14 protein-coding genes are annotated in these 17,464 nt (G+C 40.2%); 6 read left to right on the top strand and 8 right to left on the bottom strand.

Annotated elements, in window-relative coordinates:
• The first annotated feature begins 118 nt into the window (after positions 1–118).
• Complete coding sequence (locus PSH50_RS08705) at positions 119–2,014, top strand: DUF294 nucleotidyltransferase-like domain-containing protein (protein WP_004587882.1); 1,896 nt, start codon at positions 119–121, stop codon at positions 2,012–2,014.
• A gap of 3 nt (positions 2,015–2,017) precedes the next feature.
• On the top strand, positions 2,018–2,722 hold the full coding sequence (locus PSH50_RS08710; RefSeq protein WP_064385440.1) for a 3'-5' exonuclease: 705 nt from the start codon (positions 2,018–2,020) through the stop codon (positions 2,720–2,722).
• A 123-nt stretch (positions 2,723–2,845) separates the two neighbouring features.
• Here PSH50_RS08710 and PSH50_RS08715 read toward each other — a convergent pair whose 3' ends face one another.
• Positions 2,846–4,426 (bottom strand): BCCT family transporter, encoded by a 1,581-nt coding sequence (locus PSH50_RS08715; RefSeq protein WP_273586582.1) that lies wholly within the window; start codon positions 4,424–4,426, stop codon positions 2,846–2,848.
• A 435-nt stretch (positions 4,427–4,861) separates the two neighbouring features.
• On the opposite strand from PSH50_RS08715, the gene egtB reads away from it, so the two are divergent.
• Both egtB and egtD read left to right on the top strand, forming a co-directional pair.
• Positions 4,862–6,136 (top strand): ergothioneine biosynthesis protein EgtB, encoded by a 1,275-nt coding sequence (gene egtB, locus PSH50_RS08720; protein WP_273609517.1) that lies wholly within the window; start codon positions 4,862–4,864, stop codon positions 6,134–6,136.
• Positions 6,133–7,107, top strand: coding sequence for an L-histidine N(alpha)-methyltransferase (gene egtD / locus PSH50_RS08725; protein ID WP_138578095.1), 975 nt, complete (start codon positions 6,133–6,135; stop codon positions 7,105–7,107). The genes egtB and egtD overlap by 4 nt, the downstream gene beginning before the upstream one ends.
• 4 nt (positions 7,108–7,111) lie before the next feature.
• Here the strand turns inward: egtD and PSH50_RS08730 are convergent, their stop codons facing one another.
• The 4 genes from PSH50_RS08730 to pxpB all read right to left on the bottom strand — a co-directional run bounded on the left by PSH50_RS08730 (position 7,112) and on the right by pxpB (position 11,640).
• Positions 7,112–7,951, bottom strand: coding sequence for a PhzF family phenazine biosynthesis protein (locus PSH50_RS08730; protein WP_273586584.1), 840 nt, complete (start codon positions 7,949–7,951; stop codon positions 7,112–7,114).
• Positions 7,935–9,608 carry an asparagine synthase B gene (gene asnB / locus PSH50_RS08735; RefSeq protein WP_024034109.1) on the bottom strand — a complete coding sequence of 558 codons (1,674 nt, stop codon included), beginning with the start codon at positions 9,606–9,608 and terminating at the stop codon, positions 7,935–7,937. Before asnB ends, PSH50_RS08730 begins: the two co-directional genes overlap by 17 nt.
• Positions 9,609–10,046: 438 nt before the next feature.
• The gene (locus PSH50_RS08740; RefSeq protein ID WP_273586585.1) at positions 10,047–10,979 is read right to left on the bottom strand and encodes a biotin-dependent carboxyltransferase family protein; all 933 of its coding nucleotides are present in this window, start codon (positions 10,977–10,979) and stop codon (positions 10,047–10,049) included.
• A gap of 1 nt (position 10,980) precedes the next feature.
• Positions 10,981–11,640, bottom strand: coding sequence for a 5-oxoprolinase subunit PxpB (pxpB, locus tag PSH50_RS08745; RefSeq protein WP_273586586.1), 660 nt, complete (start codon positions 11,638–11,640; stop codon positions 10,981–10,983).
• A gap of 196 nt (positions 11,641–11,836) precedes the next feature.
• On the opposite strand from pxpB, the gene msrA reads away from it, so the two are divergent.
• Together msrA and PSH50_RS08755 are read left to right on the top strand one after the other, a co-directional pair.
• On the top strand, positions 11,837–13,126 hold the full coding sequence (gene msrA, locus PSH50_RS08750; protein ID WP_273586587.1) for a peptide-methionine (S)-S-oxide reductase MsrA: 1,290 nt from the start codon (positions 11,837–11,839) through the stop codon (positions 13,124–13,126).
• Between the two features lie 116 nt (positions 13,127–13,242).
• Positions 13,243–13,998, top strand: coding sequence for an ABC transporter substrate-binding protein (locus PSH50_RS08755; RefSeq protein WP_273586588.1), 756 nt, complete (start codon positions 13,243–13,245; stop codon positions 13,996–13,998).
• Positions 13,999–14,852: 854 nt separating this feature from the next.
• On the opposite strand, the gene PSH50_RS08760 is transcribed toward PSH50_RS08755, so the two are convergent.
• The 3 genes from PSH50_RS08760 to PSH50_RS08770 form a co-directional block, all read right to left on the bottom strand.
• The gene (locus PSH50_RS08760) at positions 14,853–15,734 is read right to left on the bottom strand and encodes a LysR family transcriptional regulator (protein ID WP_004587893.1); all 882 of its coding nucleotides are present in this window, start codon (positions 15,732–15,734) and stop codon (positions 14,853–14,855) included.
• Between the two features lie 315 nt (positions 15,735–16,049).
• Positions 16,050–16,706, bottom strand: coding sequence for a 3-oxoacid CoA-transferase subunit B (locus PSH50_RS08765; protein WP_004587894.1), 657 nt, complete (start codon positions 16,704–16,706; stop codon positions 16,050–16,052).
• 15 nt (positions 16,707–16,721) lie between these two features.
• Positions 16,722–17,420 carry a CoA transferase subunit A gene (locus PSH50_RS08770; RefSeq protein WP_004587895.1) on the bottom strand — a complete coding sequence of 233 codons (699 nt, stop codon included), beginning with the start codon at positions 17,418–17,420 and terminating at the stop codon, positions 16,722–16,724.
• Positions 17,421–17,464 lie beyond the last annotated feature (44 nt).

Consider the following 17,464-nt stretch of genomic DNA (forward strand, 5'->3'; position numbering starts at 1 on the left):
AACGTTTTTAAATTAAAAGTGTACTGGGCATGGTTATGGCTTGATTGGCACTACTTGTTTGTTAAGATAGCCACTTAAGCATATACATGCCTTTTTGTGTGGCCACAAGGAATTCCCAATGCAAGCCGAACAAGTTGAAATTGCGCAGTTTTTAGCGCAGCACCCGCCATTTGATGACTTACCGACAAACGCTTTAAACGAGCTTGCGCAACAAGTTGAGGTAGCTTACTACCGCTCGCAAACTGATATTTTAACGTTAGGCCAAGACATCGCTGATTTATTTATAATTCGCAGTGGCTCTGTGGAAATTTATCGTCGTAATAACGAGCTTTATAATCGCTTAGATGTGGGCGGTATTTTTGGCCAAATGGGCTTGTTGATGAATCGTAAAGTGCGCTTTCCTGCAAAGGCACTCGAAGACACCCTAGTGTACTGTATTAACTTTACGCTGTTTAACCGTTTTTGTGACGAGTTTGACGGCTTTGCTGATTATTTTGAAGCCGATGGCAATGTACGCCTTCGCCAAGCGTTAGTTGAGCAAGCCGACAGCAACGATTTAACAACCGCCAAAGTTAAGTCGCTCATTCATCGCGATGTGGTAACGCTAAGTACGCAAACCACCATACAGGATGTGGCTAAAGTAATGACAGAAGAAGCGGTATCTTCTGTGTTAGTTACCGATTTAGACAAACCAATAAGCGACGACCCAGAAGAAGACGATGGGCAAATTGTAGGCATTATTACCGACCGCGATATACGCACAAAAGTGGTAGCCGAAGGCCTTGGGCTTGATGTTACTGCAGATAAAATTATGTCGACTAATCTTGTACTGCTTGATTCAAATGCCTATGTATTTGAAGCCGTCCTTGCCATGCTGCGCGACAACTTGCACCACTTACCTGTGGTACAAAAGCGCCGACCTATTGGGGTTATTTCACTATCCGATATTTTAAGGTACGAGTCACAAAGTAGTTTACTCTTGGTACGCGGTATTTTAGCGCAGCAAACCATTGAAGATTTAGCACATTATGCGCGCCAGTTGCCCAATGTATTTGTACGTATGGTAAACGAAGATGCTAATTCACATATGATTGGTACGGCAATGGCGGTAATAGGGCGTACTTTTAAACAGCGCTTATTAGTACTGGCTGAAGAAAAATATGGCCCGCCGCCAGTACCTTACTGTTTTATAGCGTTAGGCTCTATGGCGCGAGATGAACAACTTATTGTAACAGATCAAGATAACGCGCTTATTTTGGATGACAATTACGATGATGAAAAACACAACGAGTACTTTCAAAATATTTCTGATTTTGTGTGTGATGGCTTAGCGCAATGTGGTTATACCTATTGCAGCGGTGAAATTATGGCCTCGTTTAAAAAATGGCGTAAAACACGCTCGCAATGGTTTGATCAATTCTCGCAGTGGATAGCCTTACCTAAACCACAAGCCCTACTTAACAGCTCAATATTCTTTGATTTAGATGGGGTGTGGGGTAAAACAAAATGGGCCGACGAGCTTAAAATTTTTATTGCTAAGCAAAGTAAACAAAACCGTGTGTTTTTAGCAAATATGGCCGCCAATGCCCGAAACCGCACACCGCCACTTGGGTTTTTTAAAGGCTTTGTGCTTGAGCACAACGGCCAGCATAAGCGTTCAATGAACTTAAAACGCAGAGGCACCGCGCCGCTTTCTGATGTGATAAGAGTGCATGCACTGGCGATAGGCTCTCGTAAGCAAAATTCGTTTGAACGCCTTGAAGATATTATTGAATCGCGCCTGTTACCTGAGGGTAAAGCACAAGATTTACGTGACGCGTTAGAATACATTGCCATGATGCGAATTCGCCATCAAGCATGGCAAATAGAGCAAGAAGAAGAGCCCGATAACGACATAGACCCGCATTTACTTTCGCCGTTTGAGCAACGCAACTTAAAAGAAGCGTTTGCCATACTCGAAAAAGCACAAAGCTACTTAAAGTTTAGTTACTCAGCCAATGCGGGTGTTAAGTAACGAATGGCTAAGCAATCGTATTTTGACTGGCAGGCTCATTATAAAACACTGGCTAACAACGCTAAAAATGAGCATTTAAAAGCGTTTTATCAGCACGCTTATGGTGATACGCACACGCCCATAAAAGACATTTCGTTTGTGGCTCTTGATTTTGAGACAACCGGTCTAAATAGTGAGGTAGACGATATAGTCAGTATTGGCTTAGTCCCTTTTACAATGCAAAGAGTATATTGCACACATGCTAAGCATTGGGTAGTGCAGCCTCGTAAAAGCTTAAGTGAGGAGTCGATTGTTATTCATGGTATTACGCATTCAGAAGTGGATGATGCTCCCGATTTAACCTCTCGACTAGGGCCGCTACTTAATGCACTTAGTGGTAAAGTCGTGGTGGTGCATTATGCAGCGATAGAGCGGCACTTTTTAAACAATGCATTACTTGCGAGAATTAACGAAGGGATCCAGTTTGCATTAGTCGATACCATGGAAATTGAGCAACGAGCACTGCGCGCCCGCCAAGGCTTAATAGGGCGTTTGTTTAATCAAAAGGTAGGCTCACTGAGACTCACAGATTGCCGCAGCCGATATTCTTTACCTGCCTATCATAATCACAATGCGCTAACTGATGCATTAGCCACAGCAGAGCTGTTAATTGCACAGCTGCAATATCATTACCGCGATGATACGCCATTGGCTGAATTACTAAGTTAAATCTATTTTTAAATTTTAGCGAGTGCAATACAGGTTTAAACTTATTAACCAAAGTTTAGCTTAGCCAATAAAAACGCCGCATATTATGCGGCGTTTTTTTATTGTTTACTGGCAAGCGACTAATTATTTAACAGCGCGAGGCTCAGTACGTAATCCTAATAATAGGCTTACACACATTAGTAGTAACACTAAAGTAAACGGAAGACCTGTTGAAACAGCACCCGCTTGTAATGCTTGAATCGCCTCTGTACCACCAATCCATAATAGAGCAGCAGCAATAGAGCCCTCAACCGTAGCCCAAAAGATCCGTTGTGGTACTGGCGCATCCACTTTACCGCCTGCTGTAATTGAGTCGATAACTAATGAACCCGAGTCAGAAGAGGTAATGAAAAACACTAATACTAAAACCACAGCTAGGAACGAAAGCACGCTCGACATAGGCAGTTCGTCTAGCATTTGGAACATCGCCATAGGTACATCGGTTAAACCGTTTACGCCTAAGCTACCTATACCTTGAACAACTTGGTCTATTGCAATGCCGCCGTAAATAGACATCCATAAAATAGTAACCGCAGTAGGAATTAATAATACAGCGATTAAAAACTCTCTAATAGTACGACCACGAGAAACACGCGCAATAAACATACCTACAAACGGTGACCACGAAATCCACCATGCCCAGTAAAATACAGTCCAACCGTGCATCCATGTTTCGTCTTCTCGGCCATGTGGGTTGCTCAGTGGAATAATATTTTCAACATAACCCATAACCGTATTTGGTACGTTACCGATTGCCACAGCAAAGCCAACTAAACCAACAAACAGGAGTAAGGCAAATGCAATGAGCATGTTTATATTACTAAGGACCTTTACGCCGCCATCAATGCCGCGTACTACTGAGATAATAGCCAGTAAGGTAACGCCAATAATAACCAATAATTGTGCGCCTACGCCGCCATCAGTTCCAAATACATGATTAATACCTGCAGAAGCCTGCTGTGCGCCTAAACCTAACGAGGTTGCAAGGCCAAATAAAGTGGCAAGCACGGCAAGAATATCAATAATATGACCAGGCCAACCCCAAGCTCTGTCGCCTAATAGTGGATAAAAAATTGAACGGATTGATAAAGGAAGACCTTTATTATAAGTAAAAAACGCAAGTGAGAGCGCTACAACGGCATAAATAGCCCATGGGTGAAGACCCCAGTGAAACATGGTTGCACCCATTGCTACTTTTGCAGCCTCAGGCGTATTTGCGGTTACATTAAGTGGGGTTTCGTACCAGCCGGTAAAGTAAGCTACAGGCTCTGCAACACCCCAAAACATTAACCCAATACCCATACCTGCGGCAAATAACATGGCAAGCCATGACATACGCGAGTGCGTTGGTTTCGCACCTTCTCCGCCTAAACGAATATTCCCATATGGCGATACAATTAATGCCAAACAAAATATAACAAAGAAGTTTGCTGCCCACATAAAAAACGCATCAAAGTTATTTATTATATCGAGCTTAATACCATCAAGCGTTGCTTTGGCTGTTTGCGCATCCGAAACGAGAATGGCGACTAAAAAGATGACAATCAAACCGGCACTAATACCAAAAACAGGATTATGTATATCAAATCCCCATTTTTGCACGTTATCTTGACCTACGGTGTAGTCCGTATTATCAATACTATACTTGTCATGATTTTCGCTCATGAATACCTCTTATGTTGTCCTAACAAGCCAGAGAGTTCCGGCATAACACTAAGTTAATTAGCCACACAGTAAGTTGCATTATTTACAATAAAACTTATTTGAGGACTAACTAAATTAATCGCTGATCATACCCTTAATAGTGTATGAGTTAAATCGTAAATGTAAAACTATTTGGTTATATATGCCTGATTACTTAGCGCTAAAAGCTATTTATCACTAAAAAGATAAGCTATTGTTAATTCAGTAAGTGTTAAAAATTAGTTTGTTATTAAACTAAAATTAAAGCAGCGCCACCAAACTCGTTTAGTCGTTAATACATTAGTCTACGTTTTAAATGGGTAGAGGGTTTGATTTAATCATTATGTAACATGCATAAAGGTAAAATCTGGGGTAGGCTTTATTTAATCGCAAAGAGTGAAAAGGACTAACTTTAATATGCTAAACACGAAAACGAATGAAGCGCACAGTACTGAAAAAATACACGCTCAATTTCAGTCAATTCGCCAACATAGTCTTACACTTATAAAAAACCTCAGCGCAGAAGATTGCCAACTACAAGCAATGGATGATGCAAGCCCAATGAAATGGCACTTAGCTCACACCACGTGGTTTTTTGAAACATTTTTACTTGCTAAGTATCTGCCTAACTACACGCTCTTTGATGAACAATTTAAGGTGCTTTTTAACTCCTACTATAACGGCATAGGTGAGCAGTTTAAGCGTGCTAATAGAGGATGTTTATCTCGCCCCAGTTTAGAGGTGGTGTTGCGCTACAGAGCCTATGTTGATAATGCGCTAAACGAGCTGCTTCAATTAGGCATTAACCAAACACTGTGCAATATTATAGAACTTGGGCTGAATCATGAGCAGCAACATCAAGAGCTCATGCTAATGGATATTAAATATAATTTTTCGGTTAATCCAAGCTTTCCTGCCTACAGCAAAACTCCAAATGACTTAATAAAGGTGAGTGATTCGCTAGGCACTTTAAAATATACCGAATTTAGCCAAAGCATAACCAATATAGGGGCTGATGCTAAAAACGGTTTTTCGTACGATAACGAACAACCTAAACATCAAGCCCTTATCCATGCGTTTAGTTTTGCTAACCGATTAGTAACTAATAGAGAGTACTTACAATTTATAGAGGCTGGCGGGTATAAAAACCCTTCATTTTGGTTAAGTGATGGCTGGGCTAATATAAACACCGAGCAACTTAGTCACCCTTTATACTGGCAGTATATTGACGGGCAGTGGTTTGAATTTACCCTATACGGACTGCAGCCTTTAAATTTAGATGCGCCAGTGAGCCATGTAAGTTATTTTGAAGCGGCAGCCTATGCTAACTTTGTTAATGCGCGCCTACCTACTGAGTTTGAATGGGAGTATGTAGCGCAGCAGCAAGCACTTAAGCAACAGCAAAACGATTTGCTTACGCCAAGTGTATGTAAAACCCCAGATGATATCTCGCAGTTAAGCGATACATGTTGGCAGTGGACTAATAGCGCCTATTTACCTTACCCAGGCTTTAAACCCTTTAGCGGAGCCGCAGGGGAATACAATGGTAAATTTATGAATAACCAAATGATTTTGCGTGGCGGATGCGTGTTTACCCCAAAAGATCATTTAAGACAGACCTACCGTAACTTTTTTTATCCGCACCAAGCGTGGATGTGCAGCGGCATTAGACTAGCAAAGGACATACTATGAGCCAAGTAACAGCAATTAATCAGCAATCAATCACCGATCTAGACTTTTTAAATGATGTATTACATGGACTTGCTCAACAGCAAAAGTCGCTGCCGTGTAAGTATTTTTACGATGATAAAGGGGCGGCTTTATTCGAGCAAATAACCTCATTGCAAGAGTACTATGTTACCCGCACTGAACTTGCCATATTAGAAGATTACTCAAAAGCTATCGCTAATAAACTGCCTGAGAACCTATCAATTATTGAGCCTGGCTGTGGCTCGGGTAAAAAGGTCGCGTATTTACTCGCCCATATGAGCAATGTAAAAACCTTTGTTCCTTTTGAAATATCATCAGAGATGCTTAATTACTCGTTAGCGCATTTATCACCGTTATTTCCGGAGCTGGCCATTACGCCATTGCTAGGTGATTTTACCCATAGCCAAATGGTTAAGCAGTTAACAAAAGACACCGCCTTAGACAGCCAAACAAATTTAGTTTATTTTCCAGGCTCCACACTGGGTAACTTTGCGCCAGTAAAAGCCATTGAAATAATGAATAATTTCCACCGTTTATGTGGTGTTGATGGCTATGTATTAATAGGTATTGATTTAGTAAAAGAGCGACAAGTGTTACTTGATGCTTACGATGACAAAGCCGGCATTACCGCCGCCTTTAATAAAAACTTGCTCCAGCGTATAAATAACGAATTAAATGGCACGTTTATTTTAGATAATTTTAAACATGAATCGCGATTTAACGAAGTGCACAGCCGCATTGAAATGCATTTAGTGAGCAAGTGTAATCAAAGCGTAGTTATTAACGATAAGCAAATAGACTTTGTAGCGGGAGAGAGCATTCACACTGAAAACTCGCACAAATATACGCTTGAGTCGTTTAAAAATCTTGCTGCTCAGGCTAATTTATCGCTTGAACAAACATGGCAAGACGAGAAAAGCTACTTTGCACTTTGCCTACTAAGGCCAATGTAATAGCTTAACTTACAACTACCTGATTGCTGCTAAACGTATAGTTTAGCAGCGCGCCTTTTGGTGACTGCTGCAAAAGGGTTACTTTATTTAAACCATGTAGTCTAAAAATAAGTGGCGCAATAACCGACACGGCAGAGCCTGTAGCAGTATCTTCATTTACCCCAAATTGCGGCGCAAAATACCTAAAATACGCACTTGCGTTGTTTTTATTAATACTATGTATTTGCAGTGCAATTACCGCATTGTTATGCACATTTACTAAATGTGTAAAATTAACCTCTAAATGCTTTAAATCAGCCATGTTTTTAAACAGTACAACGGTATAGCCATTTTTATAAGCTGTTGAGTAAGTTGCTTTTATAGAGTGCGAAAACACATCACTAAGGCTGTTAACCTCATCACTCTTTTTAGAATTAATAGCCGCTAGCTGAAGTTGTACCCGGCCTGTAGCTCGCTTGATTTTAAACCGTTCTTTATCGTTTGAAATAAAGTGTGAAGGGCAAAAACCAAAGTGTGCTAATAAACATTTTGCAGCAGCAAGGGTGCCATGGCCGCAGCGCTTAATTTCTGATGTTTGGTTAAACCAGCGAATGTTACATACACGGTGAGAAATTTCATTTTCATTTAAAAAAACGCTAGCAGGGTGCTGCGAGTTTGATGCAATTTTTTGCATTACACGCGTACTTAACCCTTGCGTATAAATAACAATTAACGCACTTGAACCGGCTAAGTTATGCTGTGAACTAGAAAATACAGGAACTGAATAAAGGTGCTTTATATATCGCAACCTAGGCTGTTGTAGCCTACGTTGCGATAAAAGGGCGCGTTTAGCCTTTGCTTGCATACGCGTCGTTGTGAACGCCAGCAGCACGGCCTGAAGGATCAGCATTATTTTGAAATGATGCATCCCATGCAAGTGCTTCAGGGGTTGAACACGCAACCGACTTACCATGTGGTACACATTTAGCTGATGCATCACCTGGGAAGTGTGATTCAAAAATAGAGCGATAGTAATACGCTTCTTTAGAATCTGGCGTGTTAATAGGGTACTTAAACTTAGCGTTAGCAAGCTCTTGGTCGCTTACTTGCTCGTTTACAAACTCTTTTAACGTGTCTATCCAGCTGTAGCCAACACCGTCTGAGAATTGCTCTTTTTGACGCCACAGTACTTCTTCAGGCAGGTAGCCATCGAAGCCTTCGCGTAAAATGTGCTTTTCAATTTTGCCATCTTTACACATTTTTGCTTCAGGGTTGATACGCATAGCCACATCAACAAACTCTTTATCAAGAAACGGTACGCGTGCTTCTACGCCCCATGCAGCCATTGACTTATTGGCACGTAAACAGTCAAACATATGCAGCTTTGACACTTTACGGTTTAGCTCTTCATGAAACTCTTGTGCGTTTGGCGCTTTATGGAAGTATAAATAGCCACCAAATAGTTCATCAGCGCCTTCGCCCGATAATACCATTTTAATACCCATAGCTTTAATTTGGCGCGCCATTAAATACATTGGCGTTGAAGCACGGATGGTGGTTACATCGTACGTTTCAATGTGGTAAATAACCTCACGAAGCGCATCAATACCTTCTTGAATGGTAAAGTGAATAGGGTGATGTACTGTGCCAATCATATCCGCTACTTTTTGCGCAGCGGCTAAATCAGGTGAACCCTCAAGCCCAACAGAAAAAGAATGCAGCTTAGGCCACCATGCGTCACTTTCATCGTTATCTTCAATACGTTTAGCGGCAAAACGTTGCGTAATAGCCGAAATAACCGACGAGTCTAAACCGCCCGATAGCAATACGCCATACGGTACATCACACATTAGCTGGCGTTTTACAGCGCTTTCTAGCGCTTCTTTTACGTCTTGCGCTTGTGCGCTGTTATCTTTAACTGCATCAAAGGTTTCCCAATCGCGCTTATAATAAGGCGTTAGTTCACCATTTTTGCTGTATAGGTAGTGCCCTGGTGGAAACTCTTCAATGTGCTTACAAATTGGTGAAAGCGCTTTAAGCTCTGAGGCAACATAAAAATTACCATGCTCATCGTGGCCAGTATAAAGCGGAATAATACCAATGTGATCGCGGCCAATTAAGTACGCATCGTTTTCTTCATCGTATAAACAAAATGCAAAAATACCATTTAAGTCATCTAAAAACTCAGGCCCTTTTTGTTTGTATAACGCTAAAATAACTTCACAGTCTGATTGAGTCTGAAATTCAAAATCTACCTCTAGCTCTGCTGCCAGCTCTTTGTGGTTATAAATTTCGCCGTTAACCGCTAGAATATTTGTTTTTTCAGGGTTATATAATGGTTGTGCGCCGCTTGATACACCAACAATGGCTAAGCGTTCATGCACTAAAATCGCTTTTTCAGATGAATACACACCAGACCAATCTGGGCCACGGTGCCTTAGTAGTTTTGACATTTCAATTGCTTGGGTACGCAACTGAGTGGCGTTAGATTTAATATCTAATACACCAAAAATTGAACACATAGTAACTCCTCATTCCTATTATGTGTGCAGCAGGGCAACTTTGCTGTGCTGCGAAACCTTGTTTTATCAGAAATAATTACTCAAGTCACACTGCTTTTACAATTAATTAAGAATAATTTATGCACCAAGTGAAAAGTGCTCGCACCAAATTGGTGCGCCACGCACAAGTGCGGCTATATTTACAACACCTTTGGTGTTTAAAGTGGCGTTAATAAAGCATTTAGCGCAGTGTTTGCAAAAAAGCACACTGCACAAATGCACCAAGTGTGTGCGAAAATTAAAGCAGAGCTTAAATTGCATTATTATAATTTTTTGCGTTAGCGTGTTTTTATTTTTTGCGCTTAATTAACCAATCTAAGCCTACCTATTGCAAGTTAAGTAGAGCGCCGCTTGTACTTTTATTAGCTCCTTGTAATAGGTTTATATCTCACCTTAGAGTTAACTATATTTAAGCGCCAAGCTGAGCTGATGTAAGTGACCTTTAAGCTTTTGTTTTGCTAAGCTAGCCTGCTCATGGGTTACTTGCTTAAATTCAATTGAGTCACCGGGTCTAAATTGCGCAAATTGATGTAAATCAGCCTCTATTACCGTGCCAAGTAATGGGTAGCCACCGGTTGTTTGTGCGTCGTTAAGTAATACAATAGGCTCACCACTGGGCGGTAATTGAATAGAGCCTGGGCCTGTACCAAGAGAGGCAAGTGAGTGACTATGAGTTAGGGGACTTTCGTTTGTTAGCCTAAGGCCCATTCTGTTGCTGTTATGGCTTACTTTAAACGCCGTTGAAAAAAACTGTTTAAGTAGCGTATCACCTAATAGATGCGCATGTGGGCTTGCATATACCCTAATCACCTTTAGTTTAGGCGGAGTAATAGCGCCACGCTGTATAAAGCGCGTTATTGGCACGGGCGATGTTTTAATAGGAATAATGTCGCCCTCGCTAAGTGCTTTACCTGCTAAACCGCCAAAGAGCGCGTTTAAATCGGTTGATTTTGAGCCCATGATATCTTTCACATCAATGCCACCTTGTACGGCTACATAGGCACGCAAACCAGCGCGGCCAGTATCAAAGCTTAAAGTTTGTTTGGCTCTTACTTGGTAACTCCAGCCAGGGTACAAGGGTGTTTCATCAAGCGCAGCGTTTAAATCAGCACCTTGTAGGGCAATAACAGTATCGGTTTCAAACTGTAACTCGCAAAGGCCTAACGTAACTTCAAGCACAGCTTCATTATCTTTGTTACCCACTAATTTATTGGCAATTATTTGTGCGTAAGGGTCTAAACAACCCGCTTGGCTTACACCTAAATGACGATAACCGCAGCGCCCGCCATCTTGAATTGTAAGTTGTACACCAGGTTTAAGAACTTTTATCACTTTATGCTCCTTGCACTGTGTTTATTGAAACGAACGATAGCGTGTCGCCGGGTTTAAATAAGCAAGGATCTGAGTGTGTGCTATCAAAAAGGGGCGTGTTTGTGTGGCCAATGATATGCCAACCGCCAGGTGTTTCTGCTGGGTAAATGGCAGTTTGCTCTGCGCCTAAAGCAACGGCTCCCTTAGGTACTTTGGTACGCGGCGTGTCTCTGCGTGGGATATGCAAGCGTGAATCTAACCCATGTAGGTAAGCAAACCCGGGCTGAAACCCTAAAAATAAAACGTGGTAAGTGGCTTGGCTATGTATTTGAATAATTTGCTTGGGTGTTAAATTAGTTTGTTTGGCAACAAAATCTAAATCTTCTCCATCATAAGTAGTGTGTATTTTATGGTGAGTGCCTTTAAATGTTGTTGCTTGTACTTTGTCCCATAAATCAGGCAAGGCATTTTGCCATTTTTTTAAATTACTTGCCGATTTTAAATAAAGCGTTAAAGAGTTCATGCCTGGGACTAAATCAATAAATTCGTTACTTTGCTTTAGCTGCTTAGTGAGCGCCCAAATTTTTTTTTGAGTGTCTAACACATTGTTTTGTTTATGCTGTGTGGCATCTAATAGCAAACTGTTATTTGTTAAAGTAAATACCTGTAAAAATGCAGTCATAATTTAATCTTTTTATACAACGTGCAGCAAAGCTAACATAGTTTTGTCAATTTATTCAGTACCTAGCCATAAGAAAAATAAACGAAAAAGAAATGCAGACTCAAACTGTATTCAAATTTAGCACGTATTTATTTACTGAAATTAAAACAAGGGATGTTGGGTCTTAATTAAAACACGCAGGTATTAAGAGGTATTTATGACATTTTCTCGCTCAGTTTATTTATTAGGCGCCGCTATTACATTTAGCGCCGGCTGTTTTGCTTTATCAACCGAAAAAATAGAGCACAGCAACGTAGAGGCCACAATGCATATAAAAACCATTGTGTTAGGCTCTGGCTGTTTTTGGGGAGCCGAAAAGCGCTACGAGGCACTAGAAGGGGTTATTGATGCAGAGTCGGGGTATGCAGACGGGCACGGCTTTAAAGCAACCTATAAAAATATCACCGACCAATCTCGCCAGTTTGACGAAAACAACTACGCTGAAGTAGTGCAAGTGATGTACAACAGCAATATCATTTCTTCTAAAGTGCTATTACAAAATTACTTTGAAAGCCATGATCCTACACAATCGAATCGCCAAGGTAATGATATTGGCACGCAGTATCGATCAATTATTCTTACTACCACTAAAGAGCAAGCGCAGCTTGCAGAGCAAGTTAAAGCCGAGTATCAGCCGTTATTAAGTGCAGCCGGTTATGGGGCAATTAAAACAGTAATAAAACCGCTTGAGGGGTTTGTATCTGCTGAGGAGTACCATCAAAATTATTTACAAAAGAACCCAAATGGCTATTGCCCAGATCACGCCACGGGTGTGGTATTTAATAAAACTAAAAAAGGAGATGTAGACAATAGTGTTTTACTCACGGGCAAGCAGATTGTGGTACTTGATTCGCGCGAATACTGCCCTTACTGTGAAAAATTTAAAAAAACAGTCGCTAACAATTACAAAGGTTCAATCCCACTGACATTTCGTCATGCCGATGAGCTTAATGGCCTAACTATAAAATCGGCAACTTGGGCAACCCCCACCATTTTGTTTTTAGAAAATGGAAAAGAGGTGTACGCGCGTCAAGGCTATGCAAGCCCCGCTGAATTTTACAAAGCACTTGGCGCCTTTAAACTAGGCGATAGTGATGCCTACGAAGTTGCATTTAATGAGCGCACCGACCGACCTTACTGTAAGGAGTATAAAGAATTTAAAAACACTCCCGATGGCGTATTTGTTGATAAATTAAGTGGTGAGCCATTATTTGATACCCGCGATAGATTTAATTCGGGCACGGGGTGGCTGTCGTTTAAACATCCGGTTAAAAATAGTGTTACTAAGCATAAAGATACCAGCTGGGGGATGACTCGAATTGAGCTTAAATCAAAAAGCACCGGTATACATTTAGGGCATTTATTTAAAGGTGAGGGGCCAAGAGGCACAGATAGATACTGTATTAATGCTACTGTGTTAGAGTTTATACCTCGTGACCAAAGCTAATTTATAAGAGCGATTAATTCGCTCTTTTATATTTAATAAATCTAAACTTTAATTAACTGTGATTATGATATATAAATTAATAATCCAAACGATATAAACGGCATTTTACTATCAAATTGATTAACACGTTAGCACTTGTATCAGGGCTTATAACTATAAGCCCTGTATTAGCACAGCCAACCGAAAAATATGTAATAGGGGTAGAGAATATAGAATACCTGCCTTATTACGATGGCAGTGGCACTAATAAGCGTGATTATTTTGGTTTTAGTAAAGAGTTACTGGAACTATTTGCAAAACAACAAAATATTAAATTTGAATTTTACACTTTGCCTATTCCGCGACTTTATAAAGAATTTATAGAGCATCACCATGTTGACTTTAAATACCCCGACAACCCTAATTGGCAAGTAAGTTATAAAAATCAGCATCAACAAGAAATTAATTATTCTGTGCCTTCATTAGTTACACATACAGGGATAGCGAGCTTAAAGGACAATATTAAACTTGAAGATTGTAAATCACTTGCAAAAGTGCGTGGCTTTACATTGCAAGGGCTTGAAAAGTTAACCTCAATGCCAGGCTTGCAAGTACTCGAAAATGATAACGTTATTGAGATGATTTATTTGCTGCATAAAGAGCGAGTTGATTGTATATATATTTCACACGATGTACTTAAATACAATATAGAAGAATTTTTTGATACTCCCGTCCCTGTGTTTTTTCAGCATCAGTTGCCTGTTGATCACCAAGCGTTTATGTTATCGAGCATTAAACACCCACAGCTCGTTAAAAAGTTTAATGTATTTTTAAAAGACAATGAAAATGTTATTGAAGAGCTTAAACAAAAACATAACTTTATAGTTGAATAATACTAAATTTAAGCGAATTGGTATAAAACGGTGGGGCAGGTAATCGTGTTTATAAAACAAAAACGGCCCATATAAGGTCACCACCTCACATGAACCGCTTTTCACACTGACAACATCTTACACACACAATATAAGATTTGGTTGCTACATAGTAGCTAATTACGTTATTGCTGCGTACTGTTGGTGGAATAAAAAACAGTTCAAACCAAGTCACCACCTAACTTGAACTGCTTTTTCACACTGACAACATCTTACACACACAATATAAGATTTGGTTTGCTACACAGTAGCTAATTTCGTTATTGCTGCGTGTTGCTGGTAGAATAAAAAACAGTTCAAACCAAGTCACCACCTGACTTGAACTGCCTTTTCACACTGACAACATCTTACACACACAATATAAGATTCTTTTCTTACCTTGTTAGAGCTATCACATCTAAAAAGGTTGCATTTATTTGGTGCAAAACAGTAAATAATGTCTAATTAGTAAAAACGTTTAGCTGTTTGCTTGCGATGAGTTAACTTTAAAATAATCGTAAAAGTCAGACAAACGATAAAAATAAAACCAATAAGTGAAAAAAATTAAGCTATAGACTTTAGTCTAACGCGTTGTGTTATTATATTGATTTAAAAGGATAAACTTTTATAGGTTAGCTTGTAGGGAAAAAACGAATGATTAAATAAAAATATTTAATTAATAATAAATCACTAAACGGTATTGTTAGGCTGCAAGAAAGTAAAAAAGAAGGAGCTTTACAGTTTACTGTGTGCAGCTTTAGCACTTGCTACGTGCTGCACACATTAAAATTTGCGTAATCAAACCAAAAATGTAAATTGCATTTACTAAGGTAACACTAACCTTGAATGTTGCTAAATGTAGATACAACCCATTTAGCAAATAAATCTAGCGCGGGATTTGGCGAATTAGCTTCATGCTGTACTAAATAGTATTTATCTTTGGTGGTAAGGGGCTGTTGAAATAATTTGTAAAGCCATTTTTCATCAAACCAGCTTTGGCTAATAGGCAGCGGTATGAGTGAAATACCAATACCCTGTTGCGCTGCACGAGCGACCCCAAACATGCTATCAATTTGTATAATTTGCGTAGGCGAAAAGTCATCTATACCTGCTTTTTCAGCCCATTGGTGCCATGCCCACGGCCTTGCTTTGTGAAGGATTAATGGTACTTGGTTTAATGCTTGGCAGTGATCGTCTTTCCACTGTTTTAACAGTTTTTCGTTACACGCCGGTATATATTCAAGATTAAATAGCTCTGTAGTAAGGCCCTCAGTGGGTTTACTTGAGGATAAAACAATCGATAAATCACTGTGGCGGGTTAGCTCTTTACGGGTTTTGAGCGTATCCATTTGTAAATTTATATTAGGGTGCTCAGATGTCCACTCGCTTAATTTAGGCATAAGTAGTTCACTGGCAAAAAATTCAGGCAGCGTAATAGTTATATTAGTATTTTGCTGCAATTGACTGAACTCGTTGATGGTGTTTTCAAGCGTATAGATAATAGGCGAAATGGCATCAAAAAAGTTTTTACCCGCAGCCGTTAAACTAATGGATCGGGTTTGGCGTTGAAAGAGTTCAATGCCTAGTTGTTCTTCAAGTTGTTTTATCTGATGGCTTACCGCAGAGGGCGTTAAGTACAGCTCTTTAGCTGCATGTTTAAAACTTAAGCTTTTTGCTGCAAAGCAAAAAGAGCGGAGGCCTCGAATAGGAGTTTGCATGTTTTCCAGAATTGTTTAATTAATTTAAGACGCCTTTAATAGGCAATAATCGAACCAATAATTTAATATAATAATATCAATAGTTTAATTTTAAATATAGCACTAGTTCACAAAAAAGGTGCAGACAATCCACAAATTAGTGCAAATAATCTAAGCGCTTACATTAAAAGCTATTTGTATTATAGATAATATTTACTACAACTGTATTAAAACTGAAAAAAAGTTTATGGCAGGCAAAAAAAATCCCTCTTGCGAGGGATTTTGGGTAACTCAGCGCCATTGGCACTGGGAATGAGGTCGGTACATGGTAAAGCGTTAAAAAACCATTTCTGGTACTTCACCGTCAACAAGTAATTTACCTGCTGTTTTACTAATGATTTCATCAACCGATACGCCCGGAGCGCGCTCGAGTAAATGAAATGCGCCGTCTTTAACTTCAAGTACGGCCAAATCTGTTACTATTTTTTTAACGCAATTAACGCCCGTTAGCGGTAATGTGCAAGACTCTAATAATTTAGAATCACCATGCTTACTGGCATGGGTCATAGTAACAATAATATTCTTTGCCCCAGCGACTAAATCCATTGCGCCCCCCATGCCTTTTATCAGCTTTTTGGGGATCATCCACGAGGCAATGTTGCCGCTTTGGTCTACTTCAAATGCACCCAGAACGGTTAAGTCTACATGACCACCCCGTATCATGGCAAAACTATCTGCACTATTAAATATGGCTGCACCTGTGGCAGCTGTCACGGTTTCTTTACCCGCGTTTATCATATCTGCGTCTAGCTCGGCTTTTGTTGGGTAGGGGCCCATACCTAAAAGCCCATTTTCTGACTGTAACATAACTTCAATACCATCAGGTACATAGTTTGCGACGAGTGTCGGAATTCCTATGCCCAAATTAACGTAAAAGCCGTCTTGTAGTTCCTGTGCAACGCGCATTGCAACTTGTTCACGTGATAATGCCATAACCTATGCTCCTGCTTAATCTCGTGTTGTTACACGTTCAATGCGTTTTTCAAAGTCGCCTTTTATAACGCGATTTACAAAAATGCCTGGGGTATGAATTTGGCTTGGCTCAAGTTCACCGGGCTCTACTATTTCTTCTACTTCGGCAACGGTAATCTTACCTGCTGTTGCCGCCATTGGGTTAAAGTTCATGGCAGTGTGCCTAAATACTAAATTACCGTATCGGTCGGCTTTCCATGCTTTTACAATGGCAAACTCACCGGTGATCGACTCTTCTAAAATATATGGGCGTCCGTCAAATTCTTTTACATCTTTACCCTCTGCAACGGGCGTACCGTAACCTGTAGCGGTATAAAATGCAGGAATACCTGCACCGCCCGCACGCATTTTTTCAGCCAAGGTGCCTTGCGGGGTAAGCTCTACATCTATTTCACCGCTTAGTAATTGCTGCTCAAATAGGGCGTTTTCGCCCACGTAGGAGGCAATTACTTTTTTAATTTGTTTATCTTTAAGTAAAATTCCTAATCCAAAGTCATCTACACCACAGTTGTTAGAAACCACGGTTAGCTCTTTGGTGTTCATTGCCTTAATTTGTTTAATTAAGCCCTCAGGAATACCGCATAAGCCAAAGCCGCCAGCAATAACGGTATCGCCGTCTTTTAACCCTGCCATTGCAGCTTCGTAACTAGAAACCACTTTATCAAAACCGGCCATGAGACTCTCCTCATTGTATTAACTGCCATTTGGCAAGTTAAGCT

The organism is Pseudoalteromonas sp. Angola-7, assembly GCF_028599255.1.
Classification (GTDB): Bacteria; Pseudomonadota; Gammaproteobacteria; order Enterobacterales; family Alteromonadaceae; genus Pseudoalteromonas; species Pseudoalteromonas atlantica.